The organism is Agromyces tropicus (genome assembly GCF_039531345.1).
In the GTDB taxonomy this organism is placed as follows: domain Bacteria; phylum Actinomycetota; class Actinomycetes; order Actinomycetales; family Microbacteriaceae; genus Agromyces; species Agromyces tropicus.
Window position 1 is genome coordinate 352,526 of the sequence record NZ_BAAAPW010000004.1, and the last position, 18,031, is coordinate 370,556.

Consider the following 18,031-nt stretch of genomic DNA (forward strand, 5'->3'; position numbering starts at 1 on the left):
GCCATTACAATCTTCCGAGTGACCAACCCCGCCCCTGCTGACGACCTCACCGGCTTCAGCGTCCCGGGAAGTGGACGCGGGATCCTGGACGTCTTCCGGTATCGCTACCTGCTCCGCCTCCTCATCCGCAAGGGAACCCAGACCCGCTACCACGGCTCCGTCCTCGGCTGGACGTGGTCGTACGTGAAGCCCGCCGCCCAGTTCGGCATCTTCTACGTCGTCATGGGCGTGTTCCTCAACCTGAACCGCGGCATCGAGAACTTCCCCATCTACCTGTTCTCGGGCATCATCGTCGTCAACCTCTTCAACGAGTCCTTCAGCAACGCCACGAAGTCGATCGTGAACAACAAGGCGCTGGTGAAGAAGATCTACCTGCCGCGCGAGCTGTTCCCCGTCGCCGACGTCTTCATCGCGTTCGTGCACTTCCTGCCCCAGCTCGTGATCCTGCTGACCGTGCTGCTGTTCGTCGGCTGGGCGCCGACGCTCGTGCAGGTGTCCGGGGCGCTGCTGGCGATCTTCATCGTCCTCACCTTCGCGCTCGGCCTCGGGCTCTTCTTCGGCGCCCTGAACGTGTCGTTCCGCGACGCCCAGAACCTCGTCGAGATCATCCTGCTGTTCGCGACGTGGACGGCCCCGGTGCTCTACTCGTTCACGCTCGTGCGCGACAAGCTGCCGCCGTGGCTGTTCGACCTCTACATGGCCAATCCGCTGACCGTGGCGGTGGAGCTGTTCCACTCCGCGTTCTGGTTCCCGACCACGAGCGAGACGATGGAGCGGCCGGAGCACCTGTGGCTCCTGGCCGGGATCGCCGTCGTCGCCGTCGCCGTGCTGATGGTCGTCGGCCAGTTCGTCTTCCGCAAGCTGGAGGGTCGCTTTGCCCAAGACCTCTGAAGCCCGTCCGAGCATCATCATCGACGACGTGGCGAAGCACTTCACGCTGCGCCACACGCAGTCGTTCAAAGAGCTGTTCATCTCGTGGATCCAGCGCAAGAAGCTCACGAGCTCCTTCCAGGCGCTGGACGGCATCGACGTCCGAGTCGCGGAGGGCGAGTCCGTCGCCCTGCTCGGCTACAACGGCTCGGGCAAGTCGACCCTGCTCAAGCTGATCTCCGGAGTGCTGCGCCCGGATCGCGGCCGCATCCTGACCCGGGGCCGCGTGGCCGGGCTCATCGAGGTCGGCGCCGGATTCCACCCCGACCTGTCGGGCCGCGACAACGTCTACCTGAACGCCGCCATCCTCGGGATGAGCCGCCCCGAGATCGACGCGCGGTTCGACCAGATCGTCGAGTTCTCCGAGATCGGCGAGTTCATCGACACCGAGGTCAAGCACTACTCGTCGGGCATGTTCGTCCGACTCGCGTTCTCGGTCGCCATCCACACCGAGCTCGACATCCTGCTGGTGGACGAGGTGCTCGCGGTGGGCGACGCCCCGTTCCGCGAGAAGTGCAAGACGAAGATCCGCGAGCTGGTGGAGCAGGGCAAGACGATGTTCGTCGTCAGCCACGACCTCGGCATGGTGAGCGAACTGTGCAGTCGCGGCATCGTGATCCGGCGCGGCAAGATGATCTTCGACGGCCCCGTCGACGAGGCCGTCGCAACCCTGAAGGAGAGCACCCGATAGTGTCCACCGAACGGACCATCGCGGTCGTCCTCGCCGGCGGTGTCGGCACGAGGGTCGGCCTCGGCATCCCCAAGCAACTCATCCGCATCGCCGGCAAGGCGATCGTGGAGCACACCCTCGAGTCCCTGAGCGAGAACGAGCTCATCGACGAGATCCTCGTCATGATGAACGCGGAGAGCCTGCACGAACTCGACTACCTCGTCGGCGACGCACGGTTCCCGAAGCTCCGCGGCGTGCTGCCGGGCGGCGAGACGCGCAACGACACCACGAAGCTCGCGCTGGCGGCCCTGCCCGACGACCAGCGCACGAAGGTGCTCTTCCACGATGCGGTGCGTCCGTTCATCGACGACCGGATCATCGAGGACTGCGTCCGCGCCCTCGACGAGTACGACGCGGTCGACACGGCCATCCCCTCGGCCGACACCATCATCCAGGTCGACGACGACGTCATCACCGACATCCCCGTCCGGTCGCGACTGCGTCGCGGGCAGACGCCCCAGGCGTTCCGCCTCGGCACGATCCGACGCGCGTACGAGGCGGCGGCCGACGACCCCGACTTCGCGGCGACCGACGACTGCGGCGTCGTCTTCACCTACCTGCCGGACGTGCCCATCCGAGTGGTCGAGGGCTCGGCCGAGAACATGAAGATCACGGAGCCGCTCGACCTGCACATCGCGGACAAGATCTTCCAGCTGCAGACCGCGGAGCTGACGCAGCTCGGCAGCGACCTCGAGCTCGATCTCACGGGGAAGACGGTCGTCGTGCTCGGCGGCAGCTACGGCATCGGGGCGAGCATCGTCGAGATGGCCGAGCGCGCCGGCGCGACCGTGTTCGCGTTCAGCCGCACCACGACCGGCACCGACGTCACGAGCCGCAAGTCGGTCCGGCGGGCCCTCGCGGAGGCCGCGACGAGCGGCCGCATCGACTACGTCGTCGTGACGGCGGGCATCCTCACGATCGCGCCGCTGGCGAAGACCAAGAAGAAGGCGCTCCGCCGGACGCTCGACATCAACCTGATGGCCCCGGCCAAGATCGCACAGGAGGCGTACCGCCACCTGCGTGCGACGCACGGGCAGCTGCTCTTCTTCACGTCGAGCTCGTACACGCGCGGGCGTGCGGGCTACAGCCTGTACTCCGCCACCAAGGCCGGCGTCGTGAACCTCACGCAGGCGCTCGCCGACGAGTGGGCCGAGCACGGCGTCCGCGTCAACTGCATCAATCCGCAGCGGACCCGGACGCCGATGCGCACGAACGCGTTCGGCGAGGAGCCGCCGCAGACCCTGCTGGACCCCTCGGATGTCGCGACGGTGAGCCTGAAGGTGCTCGAGGCCGACGTCACGGGCCAGATCGTCGACATCCGCGTCACCACCTGACGCACCGGGACCGTCGGCCGCTCCGCGGTCGGCGGTCCGATCCGGCCTGCGCGGCATGCCGCCGCGGGCGCATGCGTCGCCGCTCAGTCGCGCGAGCCGCCGGGCCGCACCTCCTCGAGCACGAAGTCGTACAGCTCGGCCACCCGGCGACCGTCGCCGCGGAGCTCGTCGATCTCCCCGCGGAGCTCGGCGACCTCGCGTTCGAGCGCGCGGACGTGGCGCGGCAGGTTGAGCACGTAGCCGATCCCCCGGGAGATCCTCCCGATCGGTCGACGCAGCTGCGACATCATCGGCCCGTTCCCTTCTCGTCGGCGGTCAGCACGACCGTCGCCTCAGATCGTAGTGCGCCGAGCGACCGCCACCGGTCGCTCGAGAGGACCTCGATCCGCAGTCCCGCCGCCGCGGCCTCGTCCCGGAGGAGGTCCACGGGCAGGTGCCACGTGCGCGGGTCCTCGTGGCGGTACTCCGCCGGCAGCCGCGTCCCGATCGTGGCGACCGCCTCCCCGCCCCCGTCGACCAGGTGGCGGAGGGTGCGCAGCAGCTGCGCGCGGGTCTCGGGCACGAGCCCTTCGAGCACGTGCCCGAGCACGACGCGCCAGTCGCGTCGCTCGCGAAGCAGCGAGGCCGCGGCTCCGAGCAGCGCTCGGCCGTCGGCGACGTTGCACTCCACGGCGCGCAGGCGGACGTCCGCCGCCTCGGCCGCGGCTCGGGTGCGGGCGAGCCCGGGGCGACTGAAGTCGAGCGCGACGACGTCGTGGCCGTCGCCGGCGAGCGCGATCGCGACCCCGCCGATGCCGCTGCCGAGGTCGAGCACACCCGGCGCCCCGGCCCAGCGTCGTCGCAGCACGCCCAGCATTCGGGCGTCGACGTCATCGACGCCGTCGCCGCCGTGGAGGTCCTCCCAGAACTCCCGGTTCGTGTTGTAGACGCCGAACCAGTTCTCGAAGCGGCGGCGCGTCGACGGCGGGGTCTCGAAGCGGAACGAGGGGTCGGGCGTGCGCCACCCCGGGCCGTAGCAGCGGGCCAGCCACTCGTCGGGATCCGCGACCGACGGCACCTGCGCGCCCGCGAGCGCGATGCTCGTGCGCGGCAGGATGGCGAGCCCGGCAGCGGGCGTGCGGACCGCGATCGGCTGGCAGTACCGATCGCCGATCGTGAAGCCCGGGAAGAGGTCGACGTAGTGGTCGATGCGTCCCGCCTCGTCGGGGAACAGCACCTGCAGGTGCGACCGGCTGTGCGGGCGCACGTCGAAGCCCGCGGCGGCGAGGGCGCGCTGCAGCCGGAGGCTCTCGAGCACGACGCCGATCCGGTCGGTCGCCCGGGACACGTAGCCGAGGTCCGCGTCGTCGTCGTGCGGGAGGAAGTCGCCCGCACGGACCGCGCCGAGCAGCGTGCCGCCCGTGACGAACGGCTCCATGCCCAGCTCCTCGAGCGTCGCGGTCACCGCGAGCAGGCTCTCGAGCAGTCGCGCCGCGAACGCCTCGTCGCCCTCGACCGCGCGCGCCGGCCTCCCCCACTTGTTGACCACGAGCTCACGGCCCTGGCCGTCGACGAAGCGGCCGTCGCCGGTGCTGCCCTGGGAGAACGCGATGCCGCCCGACCACAGCCGGACGCCGTCGGCGTCCCGCAGCTCGACGTCGGCGACGCCGTTGACGTGCACGGCGAGCGCCTCGGGCCACGCGACCCGCGGGGATCCGGCCGTGGCCGTGACGGACCAGACCCGTCGACCGCCGATGAGCACGTCGACGCGCTCGGCATCGGCGTCGCCGGCGAACGTGAAGCCGGTGGCATCCACGGCGGTGACGCGCGAGGCCGACTCGGGCGCGTCGGACCGCGGGTGGGGCATGGGGCTCCCGTCGGGCAGGGGGGGCGGGCAGTCCCAGCATCATAGCGGCGGGGAGGGCGTGACGTGACGCGGCGGCACCGCCGCGCCACGCGGACGGCCCGGGCAGGGCAAGATGGGCAGGGTGAAGGGCATCATCCTCGCCGGCGGCTCCGGCACCAGGCTGCACCCGATCACGCTCGGGATCTCGAAGCAGCTGATCCCGGTCTGGGACAAGCCGATGGTCTACTACCCGCTGTCCACCCTCATGCTCGCCGGCATCCGCGACATCCTCGTCATCACGACGCCGCACGACGCAGAGCAGTTCCGCCGGCTGCTCGGCGACGGGTCCCAGTTCGGGGTGCGGCTCTCCTTCGCCGTGCAGCCCGAGCCGGGCGGCCTCGCACAGGCCTTCGTCATCGGAGCCGACTTCATCGGCGACGAGCGCGTCGCCCTGGTCCTCGGCGACAACATCTTCTACGGCCCGGGCATGGGGTCGCGGTTGTCCCGTTTCTCCGAGCTCGACGGCGGGGCGGTCTTCGCATACTGGGTGAAGCAGCCGTCGGCGTACGGCGTCGTGGAGTTCGACGAGGACGGACGCGCCGTCTCGCTCGAGGAGAAGCCGCAGCACCCGCGGAGCAACTTCGCCGTGCCCGGCCTCTACTTCTACGACAACGACGTCGTCGCCATCGCCGCCGGGCTCCGGCCCTCCGCGCGCGGGGAGCTCGAGATCACCGACGTCAATGCCGCGTACCTCGCCCAGGGCCGGCTGCAGGTCGAGGTCCTGCCGCGCGGCACGGCGTGGCTCGACACCGGCACGTTCGACTCGATGGCCGACGCGTCGGACTTCGTGCGCACGCTGGAGCGGCGGCAGGGCCTGAAGGTCGGCGCGCCGGAGGAGGTCGGCTGGCGGCAGGGCTGGCTGACCGACGACGAGCTGCGCGTCCGGGGCGAGCACCTGACGAAGTCCGGGTACGGCCGCTACCTGCTCGAGCTCCTGGAGAGAGGACGGCACGCGTGACGCGACTGGTCGTGACCGGCGGCGCGGGGTTCATCGGATCGAACTTCGTGCGGCACGCCGTTGCGAACACCGATGCCTCGGTGACGGTGCTCGACAAGCTCACCTACGCGGGCAACCTCGGCTCGATCGAGGACCTCCTCGGCGATCGCGTGCGCTTCGTCCGCGGCGACATCGGCGACGCGGAGCTCGTGGACGGGCTCGTCCGAGAACTCGACCCGGCCGAGGACGCGATCGTGCACTTCGCCGCGGAGTCGCACAACGACAACTCCCTGGCCGAGCCTCGACCGTTCCTCGACACGAACGTGGTCGGCACCTACACGCTCATCGAGGCCGCGCGCCGTGCCGACGTGCGCTTCCACCACATCTCGACCGACGAGGTGTACGGCGACCTCGAGTTCGACGACCCGGAGCGATTCACCGAGGAGACGCCGTACCGGCCGTCGAGCCCGTACTCGTCGACCAAGGCCGCCTCGGACCTCCTCGTGCTCGCGTGGGTGCGCAGCTTCGGCCTGCGGGCGACGATCAGCAACTGCTCCAACAACTACGGTCCGTACCAGCACGTCGAGAAGTTCATCCCGCGCCAGATCACGAACGTGCTGCGCGGCATCCGGCCACGGCTCTACGGCCGCGGCGAGAACGTGCGCGACTGGATCCACGCCGACGACCACTCCGCCGCCGTCCTCGCGATCCTCGATCGCGGCCGGATCGGCGAGACCTACCTGATCGGCGCCGACGGAGAACGCTCCAACCGCGAGGTCGTCGAGCTGGTGCTCGAGGCGATGGGACGGCCGAGCGACGCGTACGACCTCGTCGCCGATCGGCCCGGGCACGACCTCCGCTACGCCATCGACGCGTCGAAGCTCCGCGACGAGCTCGGCTGGTCGCCGCGGTTCCGCGACTTCTCGGCCGGCATCCGCGGCACCATCGCGTGGTACCGCGACCACGAGTGGTGGTGGGGGCCGCAGAAGGCGGCAGCCGAGGCGAGGTACGCGGAGCTCGGGCGGTGAGCGGCGGGAACGGCCTGCGCGTGCGGCCGACGTCGATCCCCGGCCTGCTCGTCCTCGACCTCCCCGTCCACGCCGACGGCCGGGGGTGGTTCAAGGAGAACTGGCAGCGCGAGAAGATGACCGCGCAGGGCCTGCCCGACTTCGGCCCCGTGCAGCAGAACGTGTCGTTCAACGACGCGGTCGGCACCACCCGCGGGGTGCATGCCGAGCCGTGGGACAAGCTCGTCTCGGTGGCGACCGGCCGCGTGTTCGGCGCCTGGGTCGACCTGCGCGAGGGGCCGGGATTCGGCGCGGTCGTCACGGAGGAGCTCGGACCGGACCGGGCCGTGTTCGTGCCGCGGGGGGTCGGCAACGCCTACCAGACGCTCGAGCCGGCGACGGCCTACGCGTACCTCGTCAACGCGCACTGGCGACCGGACGTCGCGTACACGTTCCTCGACGCCGGCGACGCGCGCACGGCGATCCCGTGGCCGATCCCACTCGAGCAGGCGGTCCGGTCGGAGCGCGACCTCGCCCATCCGAGGCTCGACGACGTCGTTCCCGTGCCGGCTCGCACGCCCGTCGTGCTCGGCGGCGACGGGCGGTTGGGCCGGGCCCTGCGCCGCGCCATGCCGGAGGCGGCGTTCCTCGCCCGCGGGGACCTGGACGTGACGGATGCCGCGGCCGTCGCCGCGCACGACTGGTCGCGTCATTCGGCGATCGTGAACGCGACGGCGTACACCGACGTCGACGGCGCCGAGTCGGCCGCCGGCCGCGAGGCCGCCTGGCGCGTGAACGCGTCGGGGCCCGCGCTGCTCGCCGCCGCCGCGCGGGCACACGGGCTCCCGCTCGTCGCGGTGTCGACGGACTACGTGTTCGACGGGTCGCGCGGCGATCACCGCGAGGACGAGCCCGTCGCTCCGCTCGGGGTCTACGGGCAGAGCAAGGCCGCCGGCGAGCTGGCGGCCGCCGGCGCACCCGAGCACTGGATCCTGCGCACCAGTTGGCTGGTCGGCGAGGGCCGGGACTTCGTGCGGACGATGCGCGAGCTCGCGGCCCGCGGCGTCGACCCCGTCGTGGTCGCCGACCAGGTGGGCCGGCTCACCTTCGCCGACGAGCTCGCGCGCGCCGTCCGGCACGTCCTCGAGGTCCGACCGCCCGCCGGCGTGTACCACGTCTCGAACGGCGGCGCCGCGCGGTCCTGGTTCGACGTGGCCCGCCGCGTGTTCGAGCTCGCGGGTGCGGACCCGGAGCGGGTGTCGCCGACCTCGACGGCCGAGTACGCGGCCGGGCGCCCGGCGGCGCCCCGACCGGCGCGCAGCGACTTCGACCTCGCCAAGATCCGCGCGACCGGGTTCGCCCCGCGCGACCAGGACGAGCAGCTCGCCGAGTACGTCGCGCGGCTCGGCGACGACGCCTGACGACGCCCGTCGTTCCGCCCCGCCGACGCGGGCGGGGCTCAGCAGGGCGCGAGCCGTGCCACGCGATCGGAGAGCACCGCGCTGCCGCCGAGGAGCCGGAGCTGCGTGATGCCCTTGTCCTGGACGACCGACGCGATCGACGACGGCACGCAGGTGGGTCGGGTGAGCAGGAGCGGCGCGCCGACCCTGCCCGCCGCCGCGGCGCCCGCGAGGGCATCGGGGAAGGCGGTCCCCGTTGCGAGGTACGCCGGTCCTCCGGTGCCGTACGCGGCGCGGACGACCGCCGCGCTCGTCGCGTAGCGGTCGGATCCGCCGTAGCGCTTGACGCTGAAGGACGTCTTCAGCGACGACTCGATGCCCGACGACACCACGCCGGTGCCGCCCGCGATGCGGACCTCGCCGACCTTCAGCGACGTGAGCAGGCCGCGGGTGGCCGAGTCCACGCTGCCGGCCCGCCCGGAGACGAGCACGATGGGGCCCTTGACCTTGCCCGCCGCGGCGCCCGCCGAGAGCGCATCGGCGTACCCGGTCCCGGTCGCGAGGTAGGCGATCGAGGCGCTGCCGAACGCGTAGTCGGCGATCAGGCGGCTCGTCGCGTACCGGTCCGCGCCGCCGACCCTGATCGTCGGCGCGATCTTGTCGAGCGCGCCGTGGACGGATCCGCTCACGACGCCGGTCTGGCCGACGAGCACGATCCTCGCGGGCTTCAGGCGCGTCAGCTCGGCGGCCGTCGCCGATGGCAGCGAGGTCCGGCCGGTCAGCAGCAGCGGACCGCCCTGCGCCGCGGCCGCCGGGGCCGCGGAGAGCGCGTCGGGGTAGTCGAGGCCGGAGGCGACGTACGCGACCGGGACGCCGGCGTTGGGGTAGGTCGCCTTCGACACCGCCGCCGCGGTGGCGTAGCGGTCGGCGCCGGCGTACCGCGTCCACGGGATGTCGAGCTTCACGCGAGGATCTCCGAACCAGTCCCGGTGCAGCCGCCAGAAGTTCCGGTTGCCGTAGCTCGAGCACGAGTCGCCGGTGCCGTAGAGGTTCGCGAGCGCCGCCGAGTTGGGCTGGTACGGCGTGTAGTAGTACAGGGCCGCGGTCGCGCGGTTCTGCACCACCACGTCGGAGCCGCCGCAGCGCGACGCGTCCGGGTGGTAGAGGATGCGATTCGACGAGCCGACCCGGATCCAGGTGAACGAGCCCTCGGGATTGCCGTACCAGGTGAGCTGCCGTCCTGCCGCGTAGACCTGGTTGAAGAAGCCGTAGTACGTGCTGTCGCAGGCCGAGGTGTCGGGGCAGCCGTAGCCCATGGCCTTCTGCATCTGGCCGAGCCCCGGGTCGGGGTCGGAGATGAGCGACTGCTCCTTCTCGAGCGTGACGAGGATGACCCTGGCGCTGATGTTGCACGCGCGCTGGACCTTGTAGATGATCCGCGCGGCGGACTCGGCCGTGCCGCCCGTGTACGTGGAGCACGTGCCCCAGCTCCACGTCCGGGTGGGCGTGTTCACTTTGTAGTTCGCGAGGCAGTACGAGTTCTTGCACGTGCCGACCTTGGATTGCAGGAACGACTGGATCTGGCTCTCGCTCATCGCCGAGCCGTTGTAGAAGTTGGCATCGATGATGAGGTTGCCGGCCGTGAACCCCGCCGCCGCCTCCGCGGTCGCGACATCGGTGGCGGCGCCGGTCGCGCCGACGGCGGCGGGTCCGGCATCGCCGGACGGGACGGCGTCGTCCCCGGCCGAGGGAACGTCGGCCGGGACGGTCTCGTCGAATCCCTGGAGCGATCGGGCCGCGTCCGAGACCCCCGGCTCGGCGACATCCGCCTCGGCCGCCTGCAGGCGCAGGTGCGCCTCGTACTGCCGCTGCTCCTCGGTCAGGTCGGCTTCGCGTGCGGGTCCCTCACCCGGCGCGTCGCGCCATGCGGGCACGTCGATCGGGGTGCCGGCCGCGCGCGGTGCGCCCGCGAGCGTGTCCTCGGCGTTCGCGGCGACCGTCGCGGTGGTCGCGATGACCGCTCCCACGACCAGACCGGTCAGCACTCGTCGGGCCCGCATGGCTCACCTCGCTCCCCCGTCGGCGCCCTGGATCACGGGACGGCACCGACGTCCCACACCCTAGACCCCGCGGTCGGGGGCGCGGTCGTCAGTCCCGGCGCGTCGGCGCGTCCGACGCGTCGGGCGAGACGGCCCGGTCGAGGGCCATCTGGCGGGCGAGCTCCGTCACGTCGTTCTCGATCGACCGGAACCGTCGGTGGGTCGTCGCCACGTAGCCGAGGAACGTCAGCACCAGGAGGTACGTGATCAGGTCGGCGCCGCGGCCGATCCCGACGAGGTTCGCGAGCCAGGTCCAGAACTGCGGGAAGAACACGGACGAGGCGACGATGAGGATGAACGCGAGGAAGATGATGCGGCGGATCGCCTGGTGGCGCGCGCCGCCGCCGCGGAGCATGAAGGCGATCGCCACGAGCACGGCGATCGCGACGACGATCTGGAAGACGATCAGCACGGGACGGTCCTCACTTGAAGAGCAGGTCGACGAGGATGTTCACCGAGTTCAGCAGTGACTGCCCCTTCGACTTCGAGTAGTCGGTGTAGACGATGTGGGTCGGGTACTCGGTCCACTTCGCGTCGAGCTCGCCGATCTGGTCGACCAGCTCGGAGGCGTGCGCCATCCGGTTCTGGCGGATCCGGATGCGCTCGAGCAGGCGCCGGTCGATCGCGCGCAGGCCGTTGTGGGCGTCGGTGAGGGCCATGCCGGTGGTGATCCGGGTCCACCACGCCGCGGTCTTCAGCACCAGTCGCTTCAGCGCGCCGACCTTGGTCCGGCCGTCGAGGAAGCGCGAGCCGATCACGATGTCGTAGCCGCCCTCGCGGAGCAGCTCGACCATGCCGACCGCGTCCGCGACCTGGTGCTGGCCGTCGGCGTCGAACGTGACCACCTCGGTCGCCTGCGGGTCGCGCAGTGCGTACGAGAACCCGGTCTGCAGGCTGGCGCCCTGCCCGAGGTTCACGGGGTGGCGCACGACGACCGCCCCGGCGGCCTCGGCTCGGGCGGCGGAGTCGTCGCGGCTCCCGTCGTCCACGCAGACCACGTGGGGGAAGGTCTTCCTGACCTCTTCGATGACGGATGCGACGACGCTGCCCTCGTTGAACATGGGGATGACCACCCAGGTGCGCGGCATGACTACGAGTCTGACACACCGAAGGTGAACGATTAGCGTTGGGGGCATGCACGCGCACCCCGCGACGGCACGATGAGCCGCCAGTTCCGCTTCGACCTCGATCGGCCCGAGGAGCGCGGCTTCGCCGGACGCGGCGCGCTCTCGGTCGTCGGCGTCGCGATCCAGGGACTCGTGCGGTTCGTCTACTCCGTCCTCATCGGCCGGCTGCTCACGCCCGCGCTGCTCGCGGCGACGAACAGCGCCATCTCGCTCGCGCTGTTCACGAGCCTGCTGTGGCCGACCGGCACGGCCGCGGCGGCGACCAAGTTCGTCGCCCGCGCCCGCGGCGCCGGGGACGAGCAGGCGGTGCACGGCATCGCGCGGCACCTCTCGCTCGTCTCGCTGGGGGCCGCGGTGCCGCTCGCGCTCGGGGCGGCGGCCTTCTCGTGGTGGTCGCTGGCACCCGGGGACGCACTGCAGGCCGCACTCGTGGGCGCGCTCGTGATCGCGTGGGCGATGTACAGCTTCGTCCGCGGGCTCCACTTCGCCGTGCACCAGGTCGGGCGCGCGACGCGGTGGGACGCGATCGCCGCGACCACGGCCGTCGTGCTGCTGCTCGCGGTGATCCTGGCCGGCGCGACGGCGCTGCTGCTGCTGCCCCTCACCGTCGGGTACGCCCTCTACGCGATCGCGGGCATCCCACGACGGCACCCGGGCGCCCGCAGGCGGCTGCCCGCCGACCTCCGGCGCGAGATGCTCGGCTTCACGGGCTGGTCGACGCTCGGCACGCTCGCGAGCACCGGCCTGCTGCAGCTGAGCATGGTCATCGCCGGCTCGGTGGGCACGCCCGACGCCGCCGGCGCGTACGCCGCCGCGCTCACCCTCGCCACCCCGGCGTCGATGGTCGCCCGATCGCTCTCGCTCGTGCTGTTCCCGACGATGGCCCAAGCGACCGGGCGGGCGGACGCGGCCTCGGTGCGACGGCAGACGGACCTCGTCAGCCGGGGCCTCGTCGCCGTCATGGGCGCGATCTTCGGGGCGATCGCGGTCGCCGCGGAGCCCATCGTCCTGCTGTTCTTCGGCGCGCGCTACGCCGACGCCCGCGGTCCCCTCGTGATCCTGCTCGCGGCGACCTTCCTCGTGACCATCAGCGTCGCCACCGTCAATGCGCTGAGCGCGGGCACTCGGCGGGGCGTGCGGATCCCGGCACTGCTCAGCGCCGTGGGCATGGTGCTCGGGCTCGCCGCGACGTGGCTGCTGGTGCCGGGCCTCGGGGTGCTCGGCGTCGCGCTCGGCTACCTCGTCGGCGCCGTGGTCATCGGCCTCGGGCCGATCTCGTGGGTGTGGGTGACGGAGCGCATGCGCTGGGGCGGGACGGCGCTGCGCGCCGCCCTCGGGGTGGCGTGGGCGGCGGCCCTCGTCGTCGCCCTCGGCGTCCTCGACCCCGGCTGGTGGTGGGCGCTCGCCGCCGCGGCGGCGTTCCTCGTGGTCTGGGGACTCCTGATGCTGCCCGAGGTCCGCATGGTAGATTCGCTCCGGCGTCCCCGCGGGTCTGCGGGAGCGGATTCACCCTGAAAGGAACCCGGAGTGGTGTTTGTCGCGCCCGGAGCGGAGGTGTCCCCCGCGGCATCCGTCGGAGAGGGCACCAAGGTCTGGCACCTCGCGCAGGTACGCGAGGAGGCTCGGATCGGTTCGGACTGCATCATCGGCCGCGGCGCCTACATCGGCACCGGCGTGGTCATGGGCGACCACTGCAAGGTGCAGAACGCGGCGCTGGTGTACGAGCCGGCCAGGCTCGGGCACGGCGTCTTCGTCGGCCCGGCGGTCGTGTTCACGAACGACACCTACCCGCGGGCGGTGAACCCGGACGGCTCGCTGAAGAGCGCGTCGGACTGGGAGCCCGTCGGCGTGACCGTCGACGACGGCGCGTCGATCGGCGCCCGCGCGGTGTGCGTCGCGCCCGTGCGGATCGGTCGTTGGGCGACCGTCGCCGCGGGCGCGGTCGTGACGAAGGACGTCCCGGACTACGCGCTCGTCGCCGGCGTGCCCGCGCGCCGCGTCGGCTGGGTCGGTCCGGCGGGCGTGCCGCTCACGGAGGCGGACGGCGTATGGACGTGCCCGGCCACGGGCCGGCGATTCGAGCAGGACGGCGAGACCCTGAGGGAACTGGACGCATGACGAACGAATTCATCCCGCCCGCCAAGCCCATCGTGGGCGACGAGGAACGGGCGGCCGTCGACGCCGTGCTCGCCTCGGGCATGCTGGCGCAGGGCGCCGAGGTCGCGGAGTTCGAGCAGGAGTTCTCGGACGCCCTGCTCGACGGCCGCGCGGTCGTCGCCGTGAACTCGGGGACGGCCGGCCAGCACCTCGGCCTGCTCGCGTCCGGGGTCGGCCCCGGCGACGAGGTCATCGTGCCCTCGTTCACGTTCGCCGCGACGGCCAACTCGGTCGCGCTCACGGGCGCGACGCCCGTCTTCGCGGACATCGAACCCGATCACTTCTGCCTCGACCCGGCGGATGTCGCGTCCCGCATCACGGAGCGCACGGTCGGCATCATGCCCGTGCACCTGTACGGCCACCCCGCCGACATGACGGCGCTCGGGTCCCTCGCGGCCGAGCGCGGACTCGCCCTCTTCGAGGACGCGGCGCAGGCGCACGGGGCGGCCCTGGACGGCCGGCGCGTCGGCACCTTCGGCCGGTTCGCGATGTTCAGCCTCTACCCGACGAAGAACATGACCAGCGGCGAGGGCGGCATGGTCTCCACCGGCGACGGCGAGGTCGAACGACTGCTCCGTCTCCTGCGCAACCAGGGCATGGCGAAGCAGTACGAGAACGAGGTCGTCGGCTTCAACGCCAGGATGACGAACATCCACGCGGCGATCGGCCGGGTGCAGCTGACCAAGGTCTGGGGCTGGACCGAGCGACGCCGGCAGAACGCGGCGTTCCTGGACGCGAACCTCGAGGGCGTCGTGACGCCGCCCGTCGCCGCCGGCGCCGAGCACGTCTACCACCAGTACACGATCCGGGTGCCGGAGGACCGCGACGGCTTCGCGGCCGCGCTGCGCGAGCAGTACGCGGTCGGATCCGGCGTGTACTACCCGATCCCGAACCACCGGCTCCCGTCGTTCGGGCTCGAGCTGGACCTGCCCGAGACCGAGCGCGCGGCGCGCGAGGTCCTCTCGCTGCCGGTGCATCCGTCGCTCTCGGAGTCGGACCTGGAGCGCATCGTCGATGCGGTCAACGCGCTCGCGAAGGCGGGTGCGTGATGGCGGACCTGCGGATCGGACTCATCGGCCTCGGGATGATGGGCCGCCACCACGCGCGCGTGATCCGCGAGGTGGACGGCTTCGAGCTCGTCGCCGTGGCCGACGCCATGGGCGACCCGCACGGCGTCGCCGGCGAACTGCCGCTGGGCGGCGACGTGGACGCGCTCATCGACGCCGGCGTCGACGCCGCCGTGGTGGCGGTCCCGACGTTCCTGCACGAGGAGATCGCCCTGCGGCTCGCCGACGCCGGAGTGCACACCCTCATCGAGAAGCCGATCACGAGCGACTCCGCCGCCGGCGAGCGCGTCGTCGAGGCCTTCCGCAGCCGCGGGCTGGTCGGCGCGGTCGGCCACATCGAGCGGTTCAACCCGGCGCTGCTCAGCCTGCGCGCGCGGATCGCCGCGGGCGAGCTCGGCGAGGTCTTCCAGATCGCGACCCGCCGTCAGGGCCCGTTCCCCGCGCGCATCGCCGACGTCGGCGTCGTGAAGGACCTCGCGACCCATGACATCGACCTCACCGCGTGGCTCGCCCAGAGCCCGTACGTCTCCGTGTACGCGCGCACGACGGCGCGGAGCGGACGCGAGCACGAGGACATGGTCGCCGTCACCGGGCAGCTCTCGAACGGCGTGATCACGAACCACCTCGTCAACTGGCTCTCGCCCATGAAGGAGCGTGTCACCGTCGTCACGGGCGAGGGCGGCGCCTTCGTCGCCGACACGCTGACGGGCGACCTGACCTTCCACGAGAACGGCACGATCGACACCGAGTGGGACTCGGTCGCGACCTTCCGCGGCGTCTCCGAGGGCTCGGTCGTCCGGTACGCCATCGCCAAGCGCGAACCGCTGCGCGTCGAGCACGAGGCCTTCCGCGATGCCATCCTCGGCCGCGACTCCCACGTGGTCACCCTCGAGCAGGGCCTCGCCACGCTGCGGGTCGCCGAGGCGGTCCTGGAGTCGGCGCGCGAGAACCGCGTGGTCGCGGTCCCGCCGCAGTGAGCGCGCGCCGTCACGTCGTCATCGCCTCGCGCATCTTCACGCCCGAGGGCGGTGCGGCGGCGTACCGGCTCGCCGCGCTGCGCGACGCCCTCGAGGCGGACGGCGCCGACGTCACGGTGCTCACCTCGCGCCCTCCGGGCGGCGGCGTCCCGTCGACCCGGCGCGTGCGCCGCTGGCCCGTGCTCCGCGACCGGAGCGGTGCGGTGCGCGGCTACGTGCAGTACCTCAGCTTCGACGTCCCGCTCCTGTTCCGCCTCTGGGGGCCGCGCCGCGTCGACGCGATCGTGGTCGAGCCGCCGCCGACGACGGGTGTCATGGTGAGGATCGCCGCCCGGCTCCGGCGCGTGCCGTACGTCTACTTCGCGGCCGACGTGAGCTCGAGCGCGGCGAAGGGCATCGGCGTGAACCCGGTCGTGGTACGGGTGCTGCGCCGCGTCGAGTCGTGGGTGCTGCGCGGCGCGGCCCGCGTCCTCGCCGTCTCCGACGGCGTCGCCCGCGAGGTCGAGGAGCTCGGCGTGCGGCCCGAGCGCATCCGGGTGGTCGGGACCGGCGTCGACACGACGCGGTTCCGGTTCGATCCGGATGCCGCGGCCGCCGTGGAGCCGGTGCTCGTCTACGCCGGCACGATGTCCGAGATCCAGGGCGCGGGCGTCTTCGTCGATGCCTTCCTGCGCATCGCCGACGAGTTCCCCGAGGCGCGGCTGCGGATGCTCGGGTCGGGCACCGAGCGCGACGCCCTGATGGCTCGCGCCGCGGCGTCGTCCGCGGGCTCGCGGATCGAGTTCCCGGGGACGGTCCCCGGCGCCGCGGTGGCGGCCGAGCTCGGTCGCGCGGCGGCCGGACTCGCGTCGGTGCGACCGGGTCGCGGCTACGACTTCGCGTTCGCGACGAAGACCTTCGTCTGCGGCGCGTGTGGGGCGCCCGTCATCTACGCGGGCGTGGGACCCGCCGGCGACCGGGTGGCGGAGGCCCGGCTCGGCGATCGGGTCGGCTGGGACGTCGACCAGGTGTCCGACGCGATGCGCCGGGTGCTGCGCGCCGAGCCCGACCCCGTCGAGCGGGCACGGATCGCCGGGTGGGTCGACGCCCACCACTCCTCTCGGGCGGTGTCGGCCGCGGCGGTGCGGGCCGTCCGCGAGGTCTCGCGCTGAGCCGTCGGCCGCGCCCGACGGACCCGGTCAGGCGCTCGCGTCGCGCCCGCTCCCGAGCAGCCGACCGAGCAGTTCGCGCTCGACGCGCTCGTCCTCGGCCGAGCTGAGCCCGGGGGCCGCGGCATCCGTCGCCGCCTTGTACCGGTCGATCGCCTCGCGATCGAGCGGACGGAGCACCGCCGCGAGGTCTTCGGCCGTGTAGCCCGGGCTGATCCGGCCGAGTCCGAACCGCTCGATGAGCGAATCGGTCTCGACCGCGGTCGAGAAGACGATCGCGAGCCGGGCCTGCACGAAGTCGAAGAACTTGTTCGGCAGCATGTACCGATGGTTCGCCGTGCGCGGCGGCAGCACGAACACGCCGACGTCGTACGCGTTCAGCGTCGCGGGCAGCTCCGACGGACGCACGGCGTCGTGGAACACGATCCGGTCCGATCCACGTGCGAGCTCCCGGAGCTGCCGCCAGTAGGCACCGCCGTCGCGTCCCTGGACGAGGTACAGGTCGAGGGAGAACCGCTCGTCGAGCTGCAGGGCGGCCTCGATCAGGACCTCGATGCTGCGGCCGGGGACGGCGGCCCCGCTGTGCACGAGCCGGATCCGGTCCCGGGGCGTGGCACCCGGGTGCAGGTCCTGCAGCGGGATGGCGTTGCGCACGACCTCGACGTCGACGCCGAACGCGTCGCGGTAGAGCCCCGCGATCGAGCCGTTCACCGTCGTGATGCCCGCGGTCCGCGGGAGGTACTCGGCGCAGACCCAGCGCATGTACGGCGCGACGAGCAGTCGCCAGCTCAGGACGTGCGTGCGCTCCTCGGGCGCCCACTCGTGCAGGTCGCCCCACACGGGCGCACCGTGGGCCACGGCGTGCGCGAGCGGGAGCGCGCGCGCCTCGTTCGCGACGACGAGGTCGAACCCGCGGTCGCCGATCGCACGACGTGCCGCGGCGACCGCGGGCGCCGAGAGCTCGACGGCGCGGAAGCGGCGGAGGGCGAGGGAGAGCACGCCGCCGGGGGTCTGCGCGAGCGACGGCAGCGCGGGGTCCACGGCCAGGTGCTCCGCGACGCCGTCCGGCCCGTCCCCGTACCCGACCGTCGTCACGTCGCCGAACTCCTGCAGCACGCGGAGCTGGCGGAGCACCCGGGCGTCGCTGGGGAAGTGCGAGAAGGAGATGGAGAGGATGCGGGGGCGTCCGGGCATGCCCCCAATCGTACGTGCGCCGAGGGTTCGGCCCGCGTT

The 18,031-nt window shown here is 72.3% G+C and carries 17 protein-coding genes; 11 read left to right on the forward strand and 6 right to left on the reverse strand.

The genetic code is table 11. From position 1 onward, the window contains the following. Positions 1–18 precede the first annotated feature (18 nt). From ABD230_RS14050 to ABD230_RS14060, 3 genes are read left to right on the forward strand one after another with little or no spacing between them, the layout of a single operon-like run. Positions 19–891 carry an ABC transporter permease gene (locus tag ABD230_RS14050; RefSeq protein WP_344375555.1) on the forward strand — a complete coding sequence of 291 codons (873 nt, stop codon included), beginning with the start codon at positions 19–21 and terminating at the stop codon, positions 889–891. Beyond that, positions 875–1,621: an ABC transporter ATP-binding protein gene (locus ABD230_RS14055; protein ID WP_344375557.1), complete on the forward strand. Its 747-nt coding sequence runs from the start codon at positions 875–877 to the stop codon at positions 1,619–1,621. The genes ABD230_RS14050 and ABD230_RS14055 overlap by 17 nt, the downstream gene beginning before the upstream one ends. Next, positions 1,621–2,994, forward strand: a complete 1,374-nt coding sequence (locus tag ABD230_RS14060) for a D-ribitol-5-phosphate cytidylyltransferase (protein ID WP_344375559.1) — start codon at positions 1,621–1,623, stop codon at positions 2,992–2,994. Before ABD230_RS14055 ends, ABD230_RS14060 begins: the two co-directional genes overlap by 1 nt. Positions 2,995–3,077: 83 nt before the next feature. Here the strand turns inward: ABD230_RS14060 and ABD230_RS14065 are convergent, their stop codons facing one another. Next, positions 3,078–3,281, reverse strand: coding sequence for a hypothetical protein (locus tag ABD230_RS14065; protein WP_344375561.1), 204 nt, complete (start codon positions 3,279–3,281; stop codon positions 3,078–3,080). Continuing rightward, complete coding sequence (locus ABD230_RS14070; RefSeq protein WP_344375563.1) at positions 3,281–4,840, reverse strand: methyltransferase domain-containing protein; 1,560 nt, start codon at positions 4,838–4,840, stop codon at positions 3,281–3,283. Before ABD230_RS14070 ends, ABD230_RS14065 begins: the two co-directional genes overlap by 1 nt. A gap of 121 nt (positions 4,841–4,961) precedes the next feature. On the opposite strand from ABD230_RS14070, the gene rfbA reads away from it, so the two are divergent. Genes rfbA through ABD230_RS14085 form a run of 3 tightly spaced genes read left to right on the forward strand, consistent with a single transcriptional unit; the run spans position 4,962 to position 8,244 of the window. Further along, on the forward strand, positions 4,962–5,837 hold the full coding sequence (rfbA, locus tag ABD230_RS14075; protein ID WP_344375565.1) for a glucose-1-phosphate thymidylyltransferase RfbA: 876 nt from the start codon (positions 4,962–4,964) through the stop codon (positions 5,835–5,837). Further along, a complete protein-coding gene (gene rfbB / locus ABD230_RS14080; protein ID WP_344375567.1) occupies positions 5,834–6,844 on the forward strand; it encodes a dTDP-glucose 4,6-dehydratase in 1,011 nt (336 codons plus the stop codon). The genes rfbA and rfbB overlap by 4 nt, the downstream gene beginning before the upstream one ends. After that, a complete protein-coding gene (locus ABD230_RS14085; RefSeq protein WP_344375569.1) occupies positions 6,841–8,244 on the forward strand; it encodes a sugar nucleotide-binding protein in 1,404 nt (467 codons plus the stop codon). The genes rfbB and ABD230_RS14085 overlap by 4 nt, the downstream gene beginning before the upstream one ends. A gap of 38 nt (positions 8,245–8,282) precedes the next feature. Here the strand turns inward: ABD230_RS14085 and ABD230_RS14090 are convergent, their stop codons facing one another. From ABD230_RS14090 to ABD230_RS14100, 3 genes are all read right to left on the reverse strand, one after another. After that, positions 8,283–10,283 carry a cell wall-binding repeat-containing protein gene (locus tag ABD230_RS14090; RefSeq protein ID WP_344375571.1) on the reverse strand — a complete coding sequence of 667 codons (2,001 nt, stop codon included), beginning with the start codon at positions 10,281–10,283 and terminating at the stop codon, positions 8,283–8,285. A gap of 88 nt (positions 10,284–10,371) precedes the next feature. After that, the gene (locus ABD230_RS14095; protein ID WP_344375573.1) at positions 10,372–10,734 is read right to left on the reverse strand and encodes a DUF2304 domain-containing protein; all 363 of its coding nucleotides are present in this window, start codon (positions 10,732–10,734) and stop codon (positions 10,372–10,374) included. 10 nt (positions 10,735–10,744) lie between these two features. Next, positions 10,745–11,410, reverse strand: coding sequence for a glycosyltransferase family 2 protein (locus ABD230_RS14100; RefSeq protein ID WP_344375576.1), 666 nt, complete (start codon positions 11,408–11,410; stop codon positions 10,745–10,747). Between the two features lie 72 nt (positions 11,411–11,482). On the opposite strand from ABD230_RS14100, the gene ABD230_RS14105 reads away from it, so the two are divergent. The 5 genes from ABD230_RS14105 to ABD230_RS14125 are packed head-to-tail and all read left to right on the forward strand — an operon-like array spanning position 11,483 to position 16,801. Further along, the gene (locus ABD230_RS14105) at positions 11,483–12,964 is read left to right on the forward strand and encodes a lipopolysaccharide biosynthesis protein (RefSeq protein WP_344375578.1); all 1,482 of its coding nucleotides are present in this window, start codon (positions 11,483–11,485) and stop codon (positions 12,962–12,964) included. A 15-nt stretch (positions 12,965–12,979) separates the two neighbouring features. Further along, positions 12,980–13,567, forward strand: coding sequence for an acyltransferase (locus tag ABD230_RS14110; RefSeq protein WP_425546242.1), 588 nt, complete (start codon positions 12,980–12,982; stop codon positions 13,565–13,567). Beyond that, positions 13,564–14,655, forward strand: coding sequence for a DegT/DnrJ/EryC1/StrS family aminotransferase (locus ABD230_RS14115; protein ID WP_344375584.1), 1,092 nt, complete (start codon positions 13,564–13,566; stop codon positions 14,653–14,655). The genes ABD230_RS14110 and ABD230_RS14115 overlap by 4 nt, the downstream gene beginning before the upstream one ends. Further along, positions 14,655–15,650, forward strand: a complete 996-nt coding sequence (locus ABD230_RS14120) for a Gfo/Idh/MocA family oxidoreductase (RefSeq protein WP_344375586.1) — start codon at positions 14,655–14,657, stop codon at positions 15,648–15,650. The genes ABD230_RS14115 and ABD230_RS14120 overlap by 1 nt, the downstream gene beginning before the upstream one ends. After that, complete coding sequence (locus tag ABD230_RS14125) at positions 15,647–16,801, forward strand: glycosyltransferase (protein WP_344375589.1); 1,155 nt, start codon at positions 15,647–15,649, stop codon at positions 16,799–16,801. Before ABD230_RS14120 ends, ABD230_RS14125 begins: the two co-directional genes overlap by 4 nt. Before the next feature lie 27 nt (positions 16,802–16,828). On the opposite strand, the gene ABD230_RS14130 is transcribed toward ABD230_RS14125, so the two are convergent. Continuing rightward, a complete protein-coding gene (locus ABD230_RS14130) occupies positions 16,829–17,992 on the reverse strand; it encodes a glycosyltransferase (protein WP_344375592.1) in 1,164 nt (387 codons plus the stop codon). Positions 17,993–18,031 lie beyond the last annotated feature (39 nt).

Excerpts from the sequence above, each read along its gene's own strand:
- ABD230_RS14065 (WP_344375561.1), bottom strand. The coding sequence starts at position 3,281 with ATGTCGCAGCTGCGTCGACCGATCGGGAGGATCTCCCGGGGGATCGGC.
- ABD230_RS14070 (WP_344375563.1), bottom strand. The coding sequence starts at position 4,840 with ATGCCCCACCCGCGGTCCGACGCGCCCGAGTCGGCCTCGCGCGTCACC.
- ABD230_RS14090 (WP_344375571.1), bottom strand. The coding sequence starts at position 10,283 with ATGCGGGCCCGACGAGTGCTGACCGGTCTGGTCGTGGGAGCGGTCATC.
- ABD230_RS14100 (WP_344375576.1), bottom strand. The coding sequence starts at position 11,410 with ATGCCGCGCACCTGGGTGGTCATCCCCATGTTCAACGAGGGCAGCGTC.
- ABD230_RS14105 (WP_344375578.1), top strand. The coding sequence starts at position 11,483 with ATGAGCCGCCAGTTCCGCTTCGACCTCGATCGGCCCGAGGAGCGCGGC.
- ABD230_RS14115 (WP_344375584.1), top strand. The coding sequence starts at position 13,564 with ATGACGAACGAATTCATCCCGCCCGCCAAGCCCATCGTGGGCGACGAG.
- ABD230_RS14120 (WP_344375586.1), top strand. The coding sequence starts at position 14,655 with ATGGCGGACCTGCGGATCGGACTCATCGGCCTCGGGATGATGGGCCGC.
- ABD230_RS14130 (WP_344375592.1), bottom strand. The coding sequence starts at position 17,992 with ATGCCCGGACGCCCCCGCATCCTCTCCATCTCCTTCTCGCACTTCCCC.